A 15,136-nucleotide genomic window follows, 5' to 3' on the forward strand; every position below is an offset into this window, starting at 1 on the left:
GGTGTACGTCACCGCCCTGGGTCTGCTCGACTTCCGGTCCTACCAGCAGGCGGAGGTCCAGCTCGCGCGGGGCGTGACGGCCTTCGTCGGGCCGAACGGCCACGGCAAGACCAACCTGGTCGAGGCGATCCACTACACCGCGACACTCGGCTCGCACCGGGTGGCGAACGACGCACCGCTGGTGCGGGCCGGCGCCACCCGGGCGATCATCCGCACGGAGATCAACAGCCAGTACGACCGGGACGTGGTCGTCGAGCTCGAGATCAATCCGGGCAAGTCCAACCGGGCCCGGATCAACCGGTCACCGGTGTCGCGGCCACGCGAGGTACTCGGGCTGCTGTGGACCGTGCTGTTCGCGCCGGAGGACCTCGCCCTGGTGAAGGGCGACCCGTCCGAGCGGCGCCGGTTCCTGGACGAGCTGCTGACGTTGCGCGCGCCGCGGATGGCCGGCGTACGGCAGGACTACGAACGGGTGCTCAGGCAACGGAACTCGTTGCTCCGGAGCGCCTCGCAGGCCCGCCGGCAGAACCGGTCGAGCGCCGCCGAGGGGCAGTTGCGCACGCTCGAGGTCTGGGACTCGAACCTCGCCCGGACCGGCGCCGAGCTGCTCGCGACCCGGCTGGAGCTGCTGGAAGCCCTGCGCCCGTTGGTCTCCGGCGCGTACGACGCTGTTGCCCGCGGCAAGGGTGATGCGCGGCTGGAGTACAAGTCGTCGGTGGTTCTCGAGCCCGGGGTGGCATCCCGTGAACAGCTCGAGGAGGTGCTGCTCGCGGCCGTCCGGGAGAAGCGCCAGGACGAGCTGGAGCGCGGCGTGTCGCTGGTCGGCCCGCACCGCGACGACGTCGTACTCGGGCTCGGCGACTTGCCCGCGAAGGGGTACGCGAGTCACGGTGAGTCCTGGTCGTTCGCGCTCGCGCTGCGGCTGGCGTCGTACGAACTGCTGCGCGCGGACGGAGGTGAACCGGTGCTGATCCTCGACGACGTGTTCGCCGAGCTGGACTCGCAGCGCCGGGACCGGCTCGCCGAGCTGGTCGCCCCGGCCGAGCAGGTGCTGGTGACCGCGGCGGTCGGCGCGGACGTGCCCGCTGAGCTCAGCGGAGCGCGCTTCGAGGTGGGTGAGGGGGCCGTTCGGCGTGGCTGACCCCCCGGATTCCTCCGAGAGCGTCCCTGAGACCGAAGAAGAGCACGACAAGCAGGGTCTCGACCTGGCCAAGTCGCTCGCCGGGCGCCTCAAGCAACAGGCGGCCAAGGGCGGCTTCAAGCCGGTCAAACGCCGCCGCCGGCCCCGCATCGACGGCGCCCAGATCAGCAGCGCCCGCCCCGACGACCGCGACCCGCAGAAACTGACCAACACCCTCGGCCGCCTGATGCGCGACCAGGGCTGGGAGGTCGACGTCGCCGTCCACGGCGTGATGGCCCGCTGGCAGACCATCGTCGGCCCCGAAATGGCCGAACACTGCACCCCGGAGTCGTACGACGACACCGTGCTCACGGTCCGTACGTCGTCCACCGCCTGGAAGGTCCAACTCGACCTCCTGGTCCCCCAACTCCTCTTCCGCCTGAACTCCGAACTCGGCGAAGGCACCGTCACCCAGGTCAAGGTCCTAGGCCCCAACACCTACACCTGGCGCAAAGGCACCCGCACAGTCCGCGGCGGCCGCGGCCCCCGAGACACCTACGGCTGAGGATTGCAACAAACTGCAAAATGCTTGCGCTGCGCACTCGGGCTTGAGTAGGACTTGGCTTCATCGAGTGCGGAGACAGGAGATACCTAGATGCGTCGTCTACTGGCCGGCATCGGTTTCACGATCGTGCTCTTCTGCACGATCCTCACTCCGACAAGCGCTGAAGCGACCACCGTCGTCAGGAGCTATGACCTCGAATACACCGGGACCTCGACCTACACACGTGGACACGTGTACTTCTACAACCGGTCGGTCGAGGTGGCGGGAGAACAGAACTCCTCAAATACCACCGGCCAAGGGTGCCGGTACACGAAGGCCATCACCAATCTCGGGGCCTACAAGTACACGTCCGTCGTCTGTGGCGGAACCACTGAGAACTATGACCTGATCATCCCAGCAGACGTTGTTGGTGGTGCCGCGTCAGTCAAGCTCGAGTTCTACTCGACCGACGACACTCGCACCACCCTGCTTGGCTGGAAGACGATCAGTCGTCGTTGATCGCCGGTTCTCCGAGGCGTGCAGGGTTCGCCTTCCGTTGCAAAGTGGTCTGCGCTGGAAGTTGGTCAGAGGTCGCCGTCAGGTCGTTCGGGCAGGCCACTCTGTCTCTCCGGAACATAGTTTGCGCCCACCGCAAGATATGTTCCGGAAACCTCACGCCCCGACGGCCGTCGTCGTGGGTACCGGCCATGGTGAGGACCGTCAGGCGAGGTCCGCGACAAGCGATGGGGGCCAGGCACAGGCTGTTTCCTGTTCCGGGACCTGACCGGGTGCGCCTTGGTTCCAACATCTGCGGCGACCAACCGGCCCCAGCCAACGGCTCAACGACCACCAGCCCGCCAGCAACGTCGCGACCCTCGACGAACTCACGGCGCCGACCACCAAGGCGCACCCGTGCGTGCCATAGGATCAGGCGCGATGCGCACGCTCGTTGACGGCTTTCGCGAGATGGTCCACCTGATCGGGGATACGTTCCGGCTCTGGTGGAAGAACCTGCTGCCCATGAGCGCCTGGTGGGCGGCAGGGTTCCTCGGCTTCACGCTCTGCTCGCAGGGTGCGATCTGGCTGGCCAAGCACACGCACTCGAGTCTCGGTACCGGCCTGTTCGCGGTCGGTGTGCTGCTGCAGATCACGGCGACGGTCGGGATGATCCGGACCTGTGCGATGTCGCTGTACCGCTGGCGGGACGCGGCGAGCAGTGAGGCCGAGGAGACCGCCGACCCGACGCAGCGCGGCCTGCTCGAGCTGCTGGCCGTCACGCTGCTGCCGCTCGTGGCGGTGTGGTCGGCCTGGGGCTTCTTCGACAAGCAGGTCAGCCAGCTGAGCGCGACCGATCTGGTCCAGAACGGCCTGCAGGAGGGCGGTGGATTCTTCAAGGTCGGAATCCACAGCTGGCACAACTACCTCCCGGCGCTCATCATCCTGCTGGTACTCCGCCGGGTGCTGCAGTCCGTCGACGACCGGTGGCCCAGCCGTCCGGTCAAGTTCGCCCAGGTCTGGGCCGAGTCCTTCTTCGTGCTGCTCACGGTCGTGATCACGCCGTTCGCGATCTCCGAAGGCAAGGAATGGCTCAAGGACCGGAGCTTCTGGTACTGGTCGCTGGACTGGTGGGACGGTCTCAAGGGCTTCTTCGACAAGATCCACATCCCGATCCCGGCCGGTATCGAGTTCCTCTGGGGCTTCTTCTGGGACTCGCTCTGGCCGCTGTTCAAGGACGGCATCGCCGAGCCGCTGACCTGGCTGGCGATCACCACCGTGGTGTTCGGCCACCGCGTGCTCTCGAGTGGTGGCGTCTTCCGGGGTACGCGCATCGAACGCCGGCTCGGGGCGCACGGAGCGCAGGAGGAAGAGCCGCAGCGCGGCCGGCTGGTGAGCCTGACCTACAAGGCACCGGACCTGGTGCTCGGCGGTCTGCGGGAGAAGTTCTACCCCGCGATCAACGCATTCCGGCTGCTGGTCCGGGTTGGACCGGTCTTCCTCGGCGTCGTCTGCCTGGTGTACACGCTGTGGTGGCTCGCCGACGATTGGGCGTTCGTCGTACTGGAGCGACTGATCGGCATCCACGGGTCGAACTGGGGCCTGATGGACATGGAGATCGCCAGCATGATCGGGGGCCTGATCTTCGAGCCGCTCCGGATCGCCTTGCTGGCGGCCGCGTTCGACCTGTGTATTTCGGTCGGGACCGAACGTCGCGTCGAGGCGAAGGCGATCGCCGACGCCAAGGCACCGCAGGCGGCGCAGCCCGTGACCGCCGGCGCCTGACCGCTCGTCCTGATCAGGGAGTGATCAGGACCCGCTTGTGCAGGTAGAAGTCCTCGGTCGTGATGCCGACCAGGTCCGGTACGACGTTCTTCGGCACGACGTAGATCTTCGCGATCTTGGCCGGCTTGGCCATCGTGAACGGGTGGTCGTTGTCACCGCAGTACGTCGGCAACGGATAGCCGTACGCCTGCTCGTCGTCCCACGTGTTGCCCTTGGTGTCCCGCAGTACGGCGTCGCAGGTGAAGCTGTGGTCCTTGAGGTAGAGGCCGGGCTTCGGCGTCACGGTGATGGTGGCCAGCACGATCACGGTGCCGGCCGGGCCGTCGAGCTCGATCGGCTCGCCGTCCCCGTTCAGGATTTTCGTGTAGACCTTCAGCGAGTCGAGCTTCCACTCGACGTTCGCGACGGTCACCGGACCTTGACTCACGACCTGGTCGATGCGGCCTTCCTTGTAGGCGTCCTCGTCGTCGCTGAGGTACGGGTGCAGCATGGCGAACGCACCGACGGCCAGCAGAGCGACCAGCACCAGGACCTGCGCGACCAGCCGGGTCGCCCGGCTCCCCAGGTTCACGAGGCCACCCGGGTGACGGCGTCGTTCACGACGTACTGCTCCTCCGCGGTGTCGACCATCTGCTGTGCGATGGCCTCGGTCGGGATCCCGAGATCGACTCGGATCTCGCTGCTGTTCACGTTGAAGAAGAGGCTCGGCTTCAGCCGGAGCGTCAGGTCCTTCAGATCGGCCGGGTTGGCCTCGAACACGATCGCTCCGGTCCGTGCGAAGCCGGCGTCCGGGAAGTTGATCCCGCTGTTGGACGGGTCGCTGACCTCCGCGTAGACACTGCCGCCGGCGGTGGTGAGGGTCGGGGTGAAGGTGTCGGGCTTGACGACGCCGCGGACCGCGTCCCACTCGACCGCGACGAAGACGCCGTTCGTCTCGATCGGCTTGTCGTCGTCACTTGCCTTGGCGCTGATGATCTTCTGCGCGAACTTGATCCGGGTCACCTTGAACATCGTCCCGGTACCGGCGAACTCGAGCGACTGACCGATCTGGCCGCGGACGATCGCAAGGTTCGGGGTGTCGTGGTACACGTTGTCCGAGCCGGCCAGGCGGATGATTCCGCCGAGCAGGACGAACACCAGGCCGACCAGGATGGTCGCGGGGCGGTACAGCTTCATTTGGCTTTCCCGTCGTCGATGACAACGGTCGGCTTCAGCCGCACGACCGCGGCTGGGTCCTCGTTGTGCCAGTACGGCTTCGGGTCCGCGCCGAGAGCGGAGTTGTCACCCTCGTAGTGCTCCTGCAGTACGCCGATCTCGACGACGTCGGCGTTGAAGTTCGGGCCGACGTCGAACTTGGTGCTGCAGTCCTCGGGCGGCAGCCCGTAGACGAGCACCCAGTTCAGGTTGTCGCCCTTGCACGAGTCGCCGTTGGACTCGACGAGGTCCGCGCCGCCTCCGGGCACGAGCCTCAGCAACTCGCCCGTGATCGAGTCGCTCTTCTGTTCTTCGGAGTCGATGTTCTTGGCGGTGAAGTAGACCTTGAGGCTGGCTTCGGCCTTGCTGTACTCGGTCTTCGGCTTGCGGACGATCTCCGCCTTGGTGAACGTGTACTCGAAGCGGCCGGCGGTGACCGTGGCTGGGGCGTCGAGGGTGGGGACCGTTCGGCCCTTCTTCTCTTTCCAGCCGCCGGTCGCGAGGATCACCAGGATCGCCGCGATGAGCAGGGCGATCACCAGCAGCCAGACTCGGCGGTGCCGGTGAATCACCCGGTCGGCGATCATCGCGTCGATGACCTCGTCGAGACTCTCCACGGCTGCGATCCTAAGGGGCGGTGGGTGCGCGCCGCCCACCTGTCGTCGACAGCCGCCCCGGATGCCGGTGAGCGGTCTGGACCGGTGGTCGCCGGAACCGTCAGTCGCGAAACGGTCGAAGGCCACTGAGTGCCCGTGAGCGCTTTCTGGCCCCCCACCCGCGAGAGGGGACATGGCGACGAGGGAGAAAAGACGCCCTGAGGTGAGTTTCAGGCGCCTGGTGGCCGGTTCTGCTTCGGTCGACGGGTAGAATGGACGGCGTAGAGCGAGCCGCGCCTTTGCCATCACCGTAGAGGGCGGCTCTACTGTGCCGCGATGCCTCGCGAACGCGGGGTCCGAGGAGGACAACCACCGGTGACCGACGAGCCGATCGAGATCGACGCCAACCAGTCCGCCGACCCCATCGGCCCCAGTGATACCGCCGCACCCGATCTCGACGAGATCCCGTCGTCGGTCGTCGAACGGGAGTACGACGCGAGCGCGATCCAGGTCCTGGAGGGTCTGGACGCGGTCCGCAAGCGCCCGGGTATGTACATCGGGTCCACCGGCGAGCGGGGCCTGCACCACCTGGTCACCGAGGTGGTGGACAACGCGGTGGACGAGGCGATGGCCGGGTTCGGCGACCGCATCGTGGTGACGCTGCTCGCTGACGGCGGGGTCCAGGTCGAGGACAACGGCCGCGGTATCCCGGTCGACATCGTCGAGTCCGAGGGCAAGCCGGCCGTCACGGTCGTGCTCACTGTGCTGCACGCCGGCGGCAAGTTCGGCGGTGGCGGGTACAAGGTGTCCGGCGGTCTGCACGGCGTCGGCGTCTCCGTGGTGAACGCGCTGTCCACGAAGCTCCAGGTCGACGTCCGGCTGAAGGGCAAGCTGTACACCCAGTCGTTCACCCACGGCGTCCCGGATGCCGACCTGGCCGAGATCGGTACGTCGACCTCGAACGGTACGACGATCACCTTCTGGCCCAGCGAGGACGTCTTCGAGACCACGACGTACTCCTACGAGACGCTGACCACCCGCTTCCGCGAGTACGCGTTCCTGAACAAGGGCCTCGAGTTGGTCATCCGGGACGAGCGCCCGGACCACTTCGACGAGGACGGCAAGCCGCTGCAGCAGTCGTTCAAGTACGACGACGGCCTGGTCGACTACGTGAAGTACCTGACCGGGATCCGCGAGACCGTGCACCGGGACGTGATCTCGTTCGAGGCGGCCACCGCCGACGACACGATGAGCCTCGAGGTCGCGCTGCAGTGGAGCGGCTCCTTCCAGGAGTCCGTGCACACCTTCGCGAACGCGATCAACACGCACGAGGGCGGTACGCACGAAGAGGGCTTCCGGGCCGCGCTGACGTCGCTGGTCAACTCGTTCGGCGAGGACCAGGGGATGATCAAGAAGAAAGAGGACAGGCTCACGGGTGACGACATCCGCGAGGGCCTTACCGCGATCATCTCGGTCAAGCTGGCCGAGCCGCAGTTCGAGGGCCAGACGAAGACCAAGCTCGGCAACACCGAGGTCAAGGGCTTCGTCCAGCGGGTCGTGAACGACAAGCTCGGTGCCTGGTTCGAGCAGAACCCGGCCGAGGGCCGCGAGATCATCCGCAAGGCGAGCGCCGCGGCGAGCGCCCGGATCGCGGCCCGCAAGGCCCGCGACCTGGCCCGGAACCGCAAGGGTCTGCTCGGCGGCGGCGGCCTCCCCGGCAAGTTGGCCGACTGCCAGTCGACGAACCCGGAGGAGTGCGAGGTCTACATCGTCGAGGGTGACTCGGCGGGCGGCTCCGCGAAGGGCGGCCGGGACCCGAAGTTCCAGGCCATCCTGCCGATCCGGGGCAAGATCCTGAACGTCGAGAAGGCCCGGATCGACAAGGTCCTGCAGAACAACGAGGTCCAGGCGATCATCTCGGCGCTCGGCACCGGGATCCACGAGGACTTCGACGAGGAGAAGCTGCGGTACCACAAGATCGTGATCATGGCCGACGCCGACGTCGACGGCCAGCACATCCGAACGCTGCTGCTGACGCTGCTGTTCCGCTTCATGCGCCCGCTGATCGAGCGCGGTCACGTGTACGCCGCGCAGCCGCCGCTGTACAAGATCCGCTGGAGCAACCAGCCTGACGAGCTGGCCTACACCGACCGGGAGCGGGACGGCCTGCTCGAGGCCGGCTACGAGGCGGGTAAGAAGCTGCCCAAGGAGAACCCGATCCAGCGCTACAAGGGTCTGGGCGAGATGAACGCGAACGAGCTGTGGGACACCACGATGGACCCGGCCAACCGGGTGCTGCTGCAGATCACCCTCGACGACGCGATCCGGGCCGACGAGACGTTCCAGACGCTGATGGGCGACGACATCGAGGCGCGGCGCAACTTCATCCAGCGCAACGCCAAGGACGTCCGCTTCCTCGACATCTGATCTCGCTGCTCACCGACGTACTGATCTGAACGGGACTTTTTCATGACCGAGACCCCCACTTCGCCGGGCCACGACCGGGTCGAGCCACTCGACCTGCAGACCGAGATGCAGCAGTCGTACCTCGACTACGCGATGGCCGTCATCGTCGGCCGGGCGCTGCCCGAGGTACGTGACGGCCTGAAGCCGGTGCACCGCCGCATCCTCTACGCGATGTACGACGGCGGCTACCGGCCGGACCGCGGTTTCAACAAGTGCTCCCGCGTCGTCGGTGACGTCATGGGTCAGTACCACCCGCACGGTGACTCGGCGATCTACGACACCCTGGTCCGGCTCGCGCAGCCGTGGGTGATGCGCGCGCCGCTGATCCAGGGCCAGGGCAACTTCGGTTCGCCCGGTAACGACCCGGCGGCCGCCATGCGATACACCGAGTGCCGGATGGCGCCGCTGGCGATGGAGATGGTCCGCGACATCGACCAGGACACCGTCGACTTCCGGCCGAACTACGACGGCAAGTCGCAGGAGCCGGTGATCCTGCCGGCCCGCTTCCCGAACCTGCTGGTCAACGGCTCGTCCGGAATCGCGGTCGGGATGGCGACGCAGATCCCGCCGCACAACCTGCGCGAGGTCGCGGCCGCGGTCGACTGGGCGCTCGAGCACCCGGACGCGACCCGCGAGGAGCTGCTCGAGGCCTGCCTGCAGAACATCAAGGGCCCCGACTTCCCGAACGGCGCGCTGATCGTCGGCTACAAGGGCATCGACGACGCGTACCGCACCGGCCGCGGCTCGGTGACGATGCGCGCGGTCGTCGACATCGAGGAAGATGCCAAGGGCCGGACCAGCCTGGTCGTCACCCAGCTGCCCTACATGGTGAACCCGGACAACCTGGCGCTGAAGATCGCCGAGCTGGTGAACACCGGCAAGATGACCGGCATCGCCGACATCCGCGACGACAGCTCGTCCCGGACCGGCCAGCGGCTCGTCATCGTGCTGAAGCGTGACGCCCAGCCCCGCGTCGTACTGAACAACCTCTACAAGCACACGCCGCTGCAGGACACCTTCGGCTGTAACATGCTCGCCCTGGTCGACGGCGTACCGCGCACGCTCAGCGTGGACCTGTTCATCAGCCACTGGATCGACCACCAGATCGAGGTCATCCAGCGGCGGACGCGCTACCGTCTTCGCGAGGCCGAGCGGAACGCCCACATCTTCCGTGGTTATGTGAAGGCGCTGGACGCCCTGGACGAGGTGATCGCGCTGATCCGGCGCAGCCCCGACGTCGAAGAGGCCCGGACCGGCCTGATGCAGCTGCTCGACATCGACGAGATCCAGGCGAACGCGATCCTCGAGATGCAGCTGCGCCGGCTCGCCGCACTGGAGCGGCAGAAGACCATCGCCAGGTTGCAGGAGCTCGAGGCGATCATCGCCGACCTCGAGGACATCCTCGCCAGCCCGCTCAGGCAGCGCACGATCGTCAAGGACGAGCTCGCTGAGATCGTCGACCGGTACGGCGACGAGCGGCGTACCGAGATCATCGCCGCCGACGGCGACCTGTCGGTGCAGGACCTGGTGCCGGACGAGGACGTGGTCGTCACGATCTCCCGCGGCGGCTACGCGAAGCGCACCAAGACCGACCTGTACCGGACGCAGAACCGTGGCGGCAAGGGCGTCCGCGGTGCCGCGCTCCGGGCCGAGGACGAGATCAGCCACTTCTTCGCCACCACGAACCACCACTGGATGCTGTTCTTCACCACCAAGGGCCGGGTGTACCGGGCCAAGGTGTGGCAGCTGCCCGAGTCTGCCCGCGATGCCAAGGGCTCGCACGTGGCCGGCCTGCTGTCGTTCCAGCCGGACGAACAGATCGCCCAGGTGCTGACCCTGCGTGACTACGACCAGTCGGACTACCTGCTGCTCGCGACCAAGAGGGGCCTGGTCAAGAAGACGGCGCTGCGGGACTACGACTCCGCGCGGCAGAGCGGCATCATCGCGGTCAACTTCCGTGAGGACGACGACGAGCTGATCGGTGCCGACCTGGCCACCGCCGAGGACGACCTGCTGCTGGTGTCCCGCAAGGGCCAGTCGATCAGGTTCACCGCGAGTGACGACCAGCTTCGGCCGATGGGCCGGGCGACGTCCGGTGTGACCGGGATGAAGTTCCGGTCCGGTGACGAGCTGCTGTCGATGTCGGTGATCCGGGCCGGCGCGGACGAGGACTCGCAGTTCGTCTTCACCGTGACCGATGCCGGGTACGCCAAGCGCTCGAAGGTCGCGGAGTACCGCCAGCAGGGCCGCGGCGGCCTCGGCATCAAGGCGGTCAAGCTGAACGACGAGCGCGGCTCGCTGGTCGGCGCGATCATCGTGGTCGAGGAGGACCAGGTGCTGGCGATCAAGGCCAGCGGCCAGGTCGTCCGCAGCCGGGTGGACAGCGTGCCGGTCAAGGGCCGCGACACGATGGGTGTCCGGTTCGCCGGGGTCGGCGAGTCCGACGCCGTGGTCGCGATCGCCCGGAACACCGATCTGACCATCGCCGAGGAGGAGTCAGAGGGTTCGGAGACGGGTACTGTCGGTGAGGACGCCCAGAATGTGGACGGATCGACAACCGAATCCCCCTCTGAGAGCGTCCAGAATGGTGACGAGCGTTCGACGGAGGTTGACGGCGCGGCTACCGTCGAAAGCGACGAAGCCGGCCAGGAGGGTGACTGATGACCAACCGCGCGAGGCCGAACTGGCCTGAGGGTGCGGCCGACGGCTCCAAGTCCCAGCGCAGCGCGCCGGGCGGGAAGCCGGCTGCTGCCCCGGGCAATCCGGCTTCCAACGGTCGTTCCAACGGCGTCCCCGGCGCCAACGGCCAGCGAGCAGCCGCTCCGAACGGTCAACGACCGTCGGAGTACCGTCCGCAGCCCCGTCCGGGTACGCCGGCTGCCGGGTCTGCTCCGGTGCGTCCGCAGCAGCCGGCCCCGAGTACGCCGGGCCGCCCGGAGCCCTGGGCTCCCGGGCCGTTGCCGGGCGAGGCCGCCGCGAACGGTGCGGCGGCGTCCAACGGTGCAGTGTCCAACGGGGCGGCGTACGGCGAGCCGGTCGTGTCGAAGACCGAGTCGTTGGGTGACCGGATGAACGCGGCGCGGCAGGCCGTCCTGGACAAGGCCGCCGCGGTGAAGGCGGCGAAGCCGGACAAGTCGGCGGAGCGCGCCGAGCGGGCCGAGGTCAAGCAGGCCCGCGCCGCCGAGAAGGAGACGAAGTCGTCGGGCCGGGCGCAGACGCGGAAGGCGCGGCTGCGGATGTCCCGGATCGACCCGTGGTCGGTGATGAAGACGGCGTTCCTGCTGGCGATCGCGTTCGGCATCGTCACCTGGGTGGCGGTGTTCATCATCTGGTCCGCGATCGGCGCGGCCGGCGTGTTCGACAACATCAACTCGACCGTCCGCGAGGTTCTCGGTACGCCGACCGGCGAACCGTTCCGGGTGGAGAACTACATCAACACCGGCAAGGTGATGGGTTTCACCACCCTGCTCGCCTGCGCCGATGTGCTGATCATCACCGCGCTCGCGACCCTCGGATCCTTCCTCTACAACATCGCCGCCGCGCTCCTCGGCGGCCTCGAAGTCACACTGGCGTCGGAGGACTGACCGGCCCCGGCCGGGCCTGTCGAGGCCCGGCCGTAACCGGTTTGGGAGTACGGCACTTGGTGCGGTAATCTCTCCCGGGTTCGACACCGCAGAACGCGGGCCTATAGCTCAGTTGGTTAGAGCGCTGCCCTGATAAGGCAGAGGTCACTGGTTCAAATCCAGTTAGGCCCACCATCACGTAGTTCGAAGTTCTGATCCAAGGAGTCCCAGTGCTGAGAAAGTTCCTGCTGGTGCTGCTGGCCGGCGTCGGTGGATACTTCGTCTACAAGAAGACCCAGCAGTCCCGCGCCGAAAAGGACCTCTGGGCCGAGGTCGCCGACCCGGTAACCCCGGGCCACTGACCACCCTCACGGGGGCGTAGCTCAACTGGCAGAGCACTGCCTTTGCAAGGCAGGGGTTAGGGGTTCAAGTCCCCTCGTCTCCACCAATTCCCGGTGCCGAGCTGCTAGGTCAAGCCCGGAAGGTCCTCGGATAGCCACGCCGGATCTGCTCGAGTGACCAGGGGCCGGCGGACTGGTCGTCGAATGCGTATCCTCCCTCGACCAGGAGGCGCTCAACGAGGTCGCTCCATGCTCGGGAACACTTGCACCGACCTCATGACGGCAGTGTCTCAGCCGCGTGTCCACGTGCTGGCGTCGTGCGGTCGTATTGTCGGGGGATGGTCTTTTCGTCGCCTGTTGAGCGGGTTTCGCCTGGGCGGGTGGTTGGGGAGCGGGAGGCGTTGGGGCAGCAGTTGGAGTTTCAGCGGGCTACGTTGGTGGGGAAGTTGGACGGGCTCGAGGATGCGGAGCTGCGGCGGCCGATGACGGGGTCGGGGGTCAGTTTGCTGGGGTTGGTCAAGCATCTGGCGGCGACCGAGCACGGGTGGTTCATCGGCGTTTATGCGGGGGTGGAGGAGCCGGAGTTGTGGCCCGCGGACGAGGACTTTCGGGTTGGGGTCGGGGAGACGGCCGAGGGGCTGGTTGGGCAGTATCTGCGGGTCTGTGAGCGGGCCCGGGAGGTTGTGGCGGCCGGTGAACTGGACGACGTGGTGCGGACGCCGTCGGGGGCGGAGGTCAATCTGCGGGCGATTCTGATGCACATGGTGCAGGAGACGGCGCGGCACAACGGGCACGCGGACATCATTCGGGAGAGCATCGACGGTGCCACCGGGTATTGAGTAGGTTTCGGGGATGTCGGTTTGGAGTGTTCCCGAGCGGTTCGAGCCGCCGGTTGATCCGGTGGACGAGTTGGCGGCGTTGGTGGACCGGCTGGAGTTTCAGCGGACCACCCTCCTGATGAAGTGCGGTGGGCTGACGCCCGAGCAGCTGGTACTGCGGGCCGTGCCGCCGTCGAGGTTGTCGCTGCTGGGGATGGTGCGGCACCTGTCCGGCGTCGAGGCCTGGTTCCACGAGTACGACGGGCGGCCGGACCACCTGTACTTCTGGAACTACGGCGCAACCACCGGATTCGAGGACCTCGATCCCGCCCGGGCAGACGACGACCTGGCCAGTTACCAGGCGAGCGTCGCCCGATCACGTGCCGCTGTCGCCGGCGTCGACCTGGACGCGCGCAGTCCGGGCGAGGACTACACGCTCAGGTGGATCTACCTGCACATGATCGAGGAGTACGCCCGGCACAACGGCCACGCGGATCTACTCCGCGAGTGCATCGACGGTGCCACCGGCGAGTAGCTGTTCGCGTGTGCCCGCGGTGCAGATCTCGGTCGACGTCGTCGAGGCGGACTAGCCGAACGCCCAGGTCACCATCAACGGGAACTCGGCCCGCCAGAACGGGTCGCCGTGGTTCCCGGGACGCTCCGTCATGACTACGTCGACGTCGGCGGCGTGCAGTGCGTCGTACCACCGGGCGGCGTTCTCGAGGAACCAGGGCTCCTCGGTGCCGGCGACGAGGTACGTCCTCGGCAGCCGGTCCGGCAGCACCGCGGGCGGGTGATAACCCCCGCCGGGTGAGGCCGCGAAGACCGAGCCGTAGATGTCGGGGTGCCGGACACCCATCGCCAGTGCGAGTTCCGCGCTCGCCGAGACGCCGAACACCGCGGTCCGCTCGGCCGGGAGCGCGACGCCGAAGCGCGTTTGTACCCACTCGCGGACCTCGTCGACGAAGAACCTCTCGTGCGCCGCGAACTGCTCCGGCTCGAAGGACGGCGAGTACTCGCGGATTCGCACCATCTCGTCCGGATCGTCCGTCCGGTGTACGCCGACGACCAGGGTCGGAGGTACGTCGGCACTCACCAGGTCCGGGCCCCACGTCGAGATCAGCTGGCCGTCGCCGGCGTACACGACTGCCTCCGGAGCGGCGGGCGGTACGTAGACGGTCACCTGCCGGCCGCCGTCGTACGCGAATGTCTCGGTGACGAACTCACCGGTGCTGTCGTCCATCGATCTCTCCGTCAGGTTGGCGGTTCGGGCTGGCAGACTGGCTGCCGTGGCCGATCAGAGTGCGTTCGACTTCAGTGGTTATCAGCAGGCCGCGGCGCGGACCGGTGGTCCGGTCGCGACCGATCACCCGATTGTGTACCCGACTTTGGGTCTCGTGAACGAGGCGGGCGAGGTCGCCGGCAAGGTGAAGAAGATCTTCCGGGACCGGGCGGGTGTGGTGACCGACGCGGACCGGGAAGCGTTGACGCTGGAGCTGGGCGATGTGCTCTGGTACCTGTCGGAGCTGTCCACCAGGCTCGGCATCCGGCTCGAGGACGTTGCCGAGCGCAACATTGCGAAGCTCGCGGACCGGGCCTCGCGCGGCGTCCTGCACGGTGACGGGGACCACCGCTGACTCACGGCCGGAAGTGGTCGGCGGCCGCCTGAACCTGGGCTCGCCGGTCGTTCCAGAACGCTGCGTCGGCGGCGACCGTGGTGCCGCCGCCGAGTCCGCCGTCGAGTTGTTCGCGGAGGATGTCGGCGTGCCCGGCGTGCTGACTGGTCTCGGCGAGCATCCGGATCAGCAGTACGCCGAGGGTCGTCTCGCGGTGCCCGTCCGCCCAGTGCGCGACGTACGCCGGGCTGTCGAGCTCGAGGTCCGCGACGGTCCGGTCGGAGTGCGCGGCGAGCCGGCGGTACACGTCGACGACGTACTCGCTCGACTCGTCCGGCGTCGCCCACATGTCGATCTCCGTCGACACGTCTTCCCGGAACCATGACGGCCGCACCGCGGGCACCCGGCCGGCGGCCTCACCCAGGTACCCGTACTCCAACCCCGCCAGGTGCTTCACCAACCCCAGCAAGTTGGTCCCCGTCGGCACCAACGGCCGCCGCAGGTCGTACTCCCCCAGCCCTTCCAACTTCCCGAGCAACCCCACCCGAGTCCCCTGCAACCCTCGCAGCAACTCGCCTTTGGCGTCCACACAACCTCC

16 protein-coding genes and 2 tRNA genes are annotated in these 15,136 nt (G+C 67.4%); 13 read left to right on the top strand and 5 right to left on the bottom strand.

What is annotated here, in order from left to right:
• The first annotated feature begins 1 nt into the window (after nucleotide 1).
• From recF to ACFV9C_RS01815, 4 genes are all read left to right on the top strand, one after another.
• Nucleotides 2–1,141 carry a DNA replication/repair protein RecF gene (recF, locus tag ACFV9C_RS01800; protein WP_380189968.1) on the top strand — a complete coding sequence of 380 codons (1,140 nt, stop codon included), beginning with the start codon at nucleotides 2–4 and terminating at the stop codon, nucleotides 1,139–1,141.
• The gene (locus ACFV9C_RS01805; RefSeq protein WP_380189970.1) at nucleotides 1,134–1,685 is read left to right on the top strand and encodes a DUF721 domain-containing protein; all 552 of its coding nucleotides are present in this window, start codon (nucleotides 1,134–1,136) and stop codon (nucleotides 1,683–1,685) included. The genes recF and ACFV9C_RS01805 overlap by 8 nt, the downstream gene beginning before the upstream one ends.
• 90 nt (nucleotides 1,686–1,775) lie before the next feature.
• On the top strand, nucleotides 1,776–2,183 hold the full coding sequence (locus ACFV9C_RS01810; protein ID WP_380189972.1) for a hypothetical protein: 408 nt from the start codon (nucleotides 1,776–1,778) through the stop codon (nucleotides 2,181–2,183).
• Between the two features lie 417 nt (nucleotides 2,184–2,600).
• Nucleotides 2,601–3,944, top strand: coding sequence for a hypothetical protein (locus ACFV9C_RS01815; RefSeq protein WP_380189974.1), 1,344 nt, complete (start codon nucleotides 2,601–2,603; stop codon nucleotides 3,942–3,944).
• 13 nt (nucleotides 3,945–3,957) lie between these two features.
• Here ACFV9C_RS01815 and ACFV9C_RS01820 read toward each other — a convergent pair whose 3' ends face one another.
• From ACFV9C_RS01820 to ACFV9C_RS01830, 3 genes are read right to left on the bottom strand one after another with little or no spacing between them, the layout of a single operon-like run.
• Nucleotides 3,958–4,515, bottom strand: coding sequence for a hypothetical protein (locus ACFV9C_RS01820; protein ID WP_380189976.1), 558 nt, complete (start codon nucleotides 4,513–4,515; stop codon nucleotides 3,958–3,960).
• Nucleotides 4,512–5,120, bottom strand: coding sequence for a hypothetical protein (locus ACFV9C_RS01825; protein WP_380189978.1), 609 nt, complete (start codon nucleotides 5,118–5,120; stop codon nucleotides 4,512–4,514). The genes ACFV9C_RS01820 and ACFV9C_RS01825 overlap by 4 nt, the downstream gene beginning before the upstream one ends.
• Nucleotides 5,117–5,755 carry a hypothetical protein gene (locus ACFV9C_RS01830; RefSeq protein ID WP_380189980.1) on the bottom strand — a complete coding sequence of 213 codons (639 nt, stop codon included), beginning with the start codon at nucleotides 5,753–5,755 and terminating at the stop codon, nucleotides 5,117–5,119. The genes ACFV9C_RS01825 and ACFV9C_RS01830 overlap by 4 nt, the downstream gene beginning before the upstream one ends.
• A 315-nt stretch (nucleotides 5,756–6,070) precedes the next feature.
• On the opposite strand from ACFV9C_RS01830, the gene gyrB reads away from it, so the two are divergent.
• From gyrB to ACFV9C_RS01870, 8 genes are all read left to right on the top strand, one after another.
• Nucleotides 6,071–8,161: a DNA topoisomerase (ATP-hydrolyzing) subunit B gene (gene gyrB / locus ACFV9C_RS01835; RefSeq protein WP_380189982.1), complete on the top strand. Its 2,091-nt coding sequence runs from the start codon at nucleotides 6,071–6,073 to the stop codon at nucleotides 8,159–8,161.
• A 42-nt stretch (nucleotides 8,162–8,203) separates the two neighbouring features.
• Nucleotides 8,204–10,861 carry a DNA gyrase subunit A gene (gene gyrA / locus ACFV9C_RS01840; protein WP_380189984.1) on the top strand — a complete coding sequence of 886 codons (2,658 nt, stop codon included), beginning with the start codon at nucleotides 8,204–8,206 and terminating at the stop codon, nucleotides 10,859–10,861.
• A complete protein-coding gene (locus ACFV9C_RS01845; RefSeq protein ID WP_380189986.1) occupies nucleotides 10,861–11,784 on the top strand; it encodes a DUF3566 domain-containing protein in 924 nt (307 codons plus the stop codon). The genes gyrA and ACFV9C_RS01845 overlap by 1 nt, the downstream gene beginning before the upstream one ends.
• Nucleotides 11,785–11,881: 97 nt before the next feature.
• A tRNA-Ile gene (locus tag ACFV9C_RS01850) sits at nucleotides 11,882–11,958 on the top strand.
• 35 nt (nucleotides 11,959–11,993) lie between these two features.
• Nucleotides 11,994–12,125, top strand: a complete 132-nt coding sequence (locus tag ACFV9C_RS01855) for a DLW-39 family protein (RefSeq protein ID WP_209696738.1) — start codon at nucleotides 11,994–11,996, stop codon at nucleotides 12,123–12,125.
• Nucleotides 12,126–12,135: 10 nt separating this feature from the next.
• Nucleotides 12,136–12,211: transfer RNA gene (locus ACFV9C_RS01860), tRNA-Ala, on the top strand.
• A 231-nt stretch (nucleotides 12,212–12,442) separates the two neighbouring features.
• Complete coding sequence (locus ACFV9C_RS01865) at nucleotides 12,443–12,943, top strand: DinB family protein (protein ID WP_380189988.1); 501 nt, start codon at nucleotides 12,443–12,445, stop codon at nucleotides 12,941–12,943.
• A gap of 13 nt (nucleotides 12,944–12,956) precedes the next feature.
• Nucleotides 12,957–13,457, top strand: a complete 501-nt coding sequence (locus tag ACFV9C_RS01870) for a DinB family protein (protein ID WP_380189990.1) — start codon at nucleotides 12,957–12,959, stop codon at nucleotides 13,455–13,457.
• 51 nt (nucleotides 13,458–13,508) lie between these two features.
• Here the strand turns inward: ACFV9C_RS01870 and ACFV9C_RS01875 are convergent, their stop codons facing one another.
• A complete protein-coding gene (locus ACFV9C_RS01875; RefSeq protein ID WP_380189992.1) occupies nucleotides 13,509–14,165 on the bottom strand; it encodes an alpha/beta hydrolase in 657 nt (218 codons plus the stop codon).
• Between the two features lie 46 nt (nucleotides 14,166–14,211).
• On the opposite strand from ACFV9C_RS01875, the gene ACFV9C_RS01880 reads away from it, so the two are divergent.
• Nucleotides 14,212–14,559 carry a nucleoside triphosphate pyrophosphohydrolase family protein gene (locus tag ACFV9C_RS01880; protein ID WP_380189994.1) on the top strand — a complete coding sequence of 116 codons (348 nt, stop codon included), beginning with the start codon at nucleotides 14,212–14,214 and terminating at the stop codon, nucleotides 14,557–14,559.
• Between the two features lies 1 nt (nucleotide 14,560).
• Here the strand turns inward: ACFV9C_RS01880 and ACFV9C_RS01885 are convergent, their stop codons facing one another.
• Nucleotides 14,561–15,127 (bottom strand): DUF664 domain-containing protein, encoded by a 567-nt coding sequence (locus tag ACFV9C_RS01885; RefSeq protein ID WP_380189996.1) that lies wholly within the window; start codon nucleotides 15,125–15,127, stop codon nucleotides 14,561–14,563.
• Nucleotides 15,128–15,136 lie beyond the last annotated feature (9 nt).

The sequence above is a fragment of the Kribbella sp. NPDC059898 genome, from assembly GCF_042730855.1.
In the GTDB taxonomy this organism is placed as follows: domain Bacteria; phylum Actinomycetota; class Actinomycetes; order Propionibacteriales; family Kribbellaceae; genus Kribbella.

Coding starts and splice junctions, on each gene's coding strand:
- ACFV9C_RS01810 (WP_380189972.1), top strand. CDS start 1,776: ATGCGTCGTCTACTGGCCGGCATCGGTTTCACGATCGTGCTCTTCTGC.
- ACFV9C_RS01815 (WP_380189974.1), top strand. CDS start 2,601: ATGCGCACGCTCGTTGACGGCTTTCGCGAGATGGTCCACCTGATCGGG.
- ACFV9C_RS01825 (WP_380189978.1), bottom strand. CDS start 5,120: ATGAAGCTGTACCGCCCCGCGACCATCCTGGTCGGCCTGGTGTTCGTC.
- gyrB (WP_380189982.1), top strand. CDS start 6,071: ATGCCTCGCGAACGCGGGGTCCGAGGAGGACAACCACCGGTGACCGAC.
- gyrA (WP_380189984.1), top strand. CDS start 8,204: ATGACCGAGACCCCCACTTCGCCGGGCCACGACCGGGTCGAGCCACTC.
- ACFV9C_RS01845 (WP_380189986.1), top strand. CDS start 10,861: ATGACCAACCGCGCGAGGCCGAACTGGCCTGAGGGTGCGGCCGACGGC.
- ACFV9C_RS01865 (WP_380189988.1), top strand. CDS start 12,443: ATGGTCTTTTCGTCGCCTGTTGAGCGGGTTTCGCCTGGGCGGGTGGTT.
- ACFV9C_RS01870 (WP_380189990.1), top strand. CDS start 12,957: ATGTCGGTTTGGAGTGTTCCCGAGCGGTTCGAGCCGCCGGTTGATCCG.
- ACFV9C_RS01875 (WP_380189992.1), bottom strand. CDS start 14,165: ATGGACGACAGCACCGGTGAGTTCGTCACCGAGACATTCGCGTACGAC.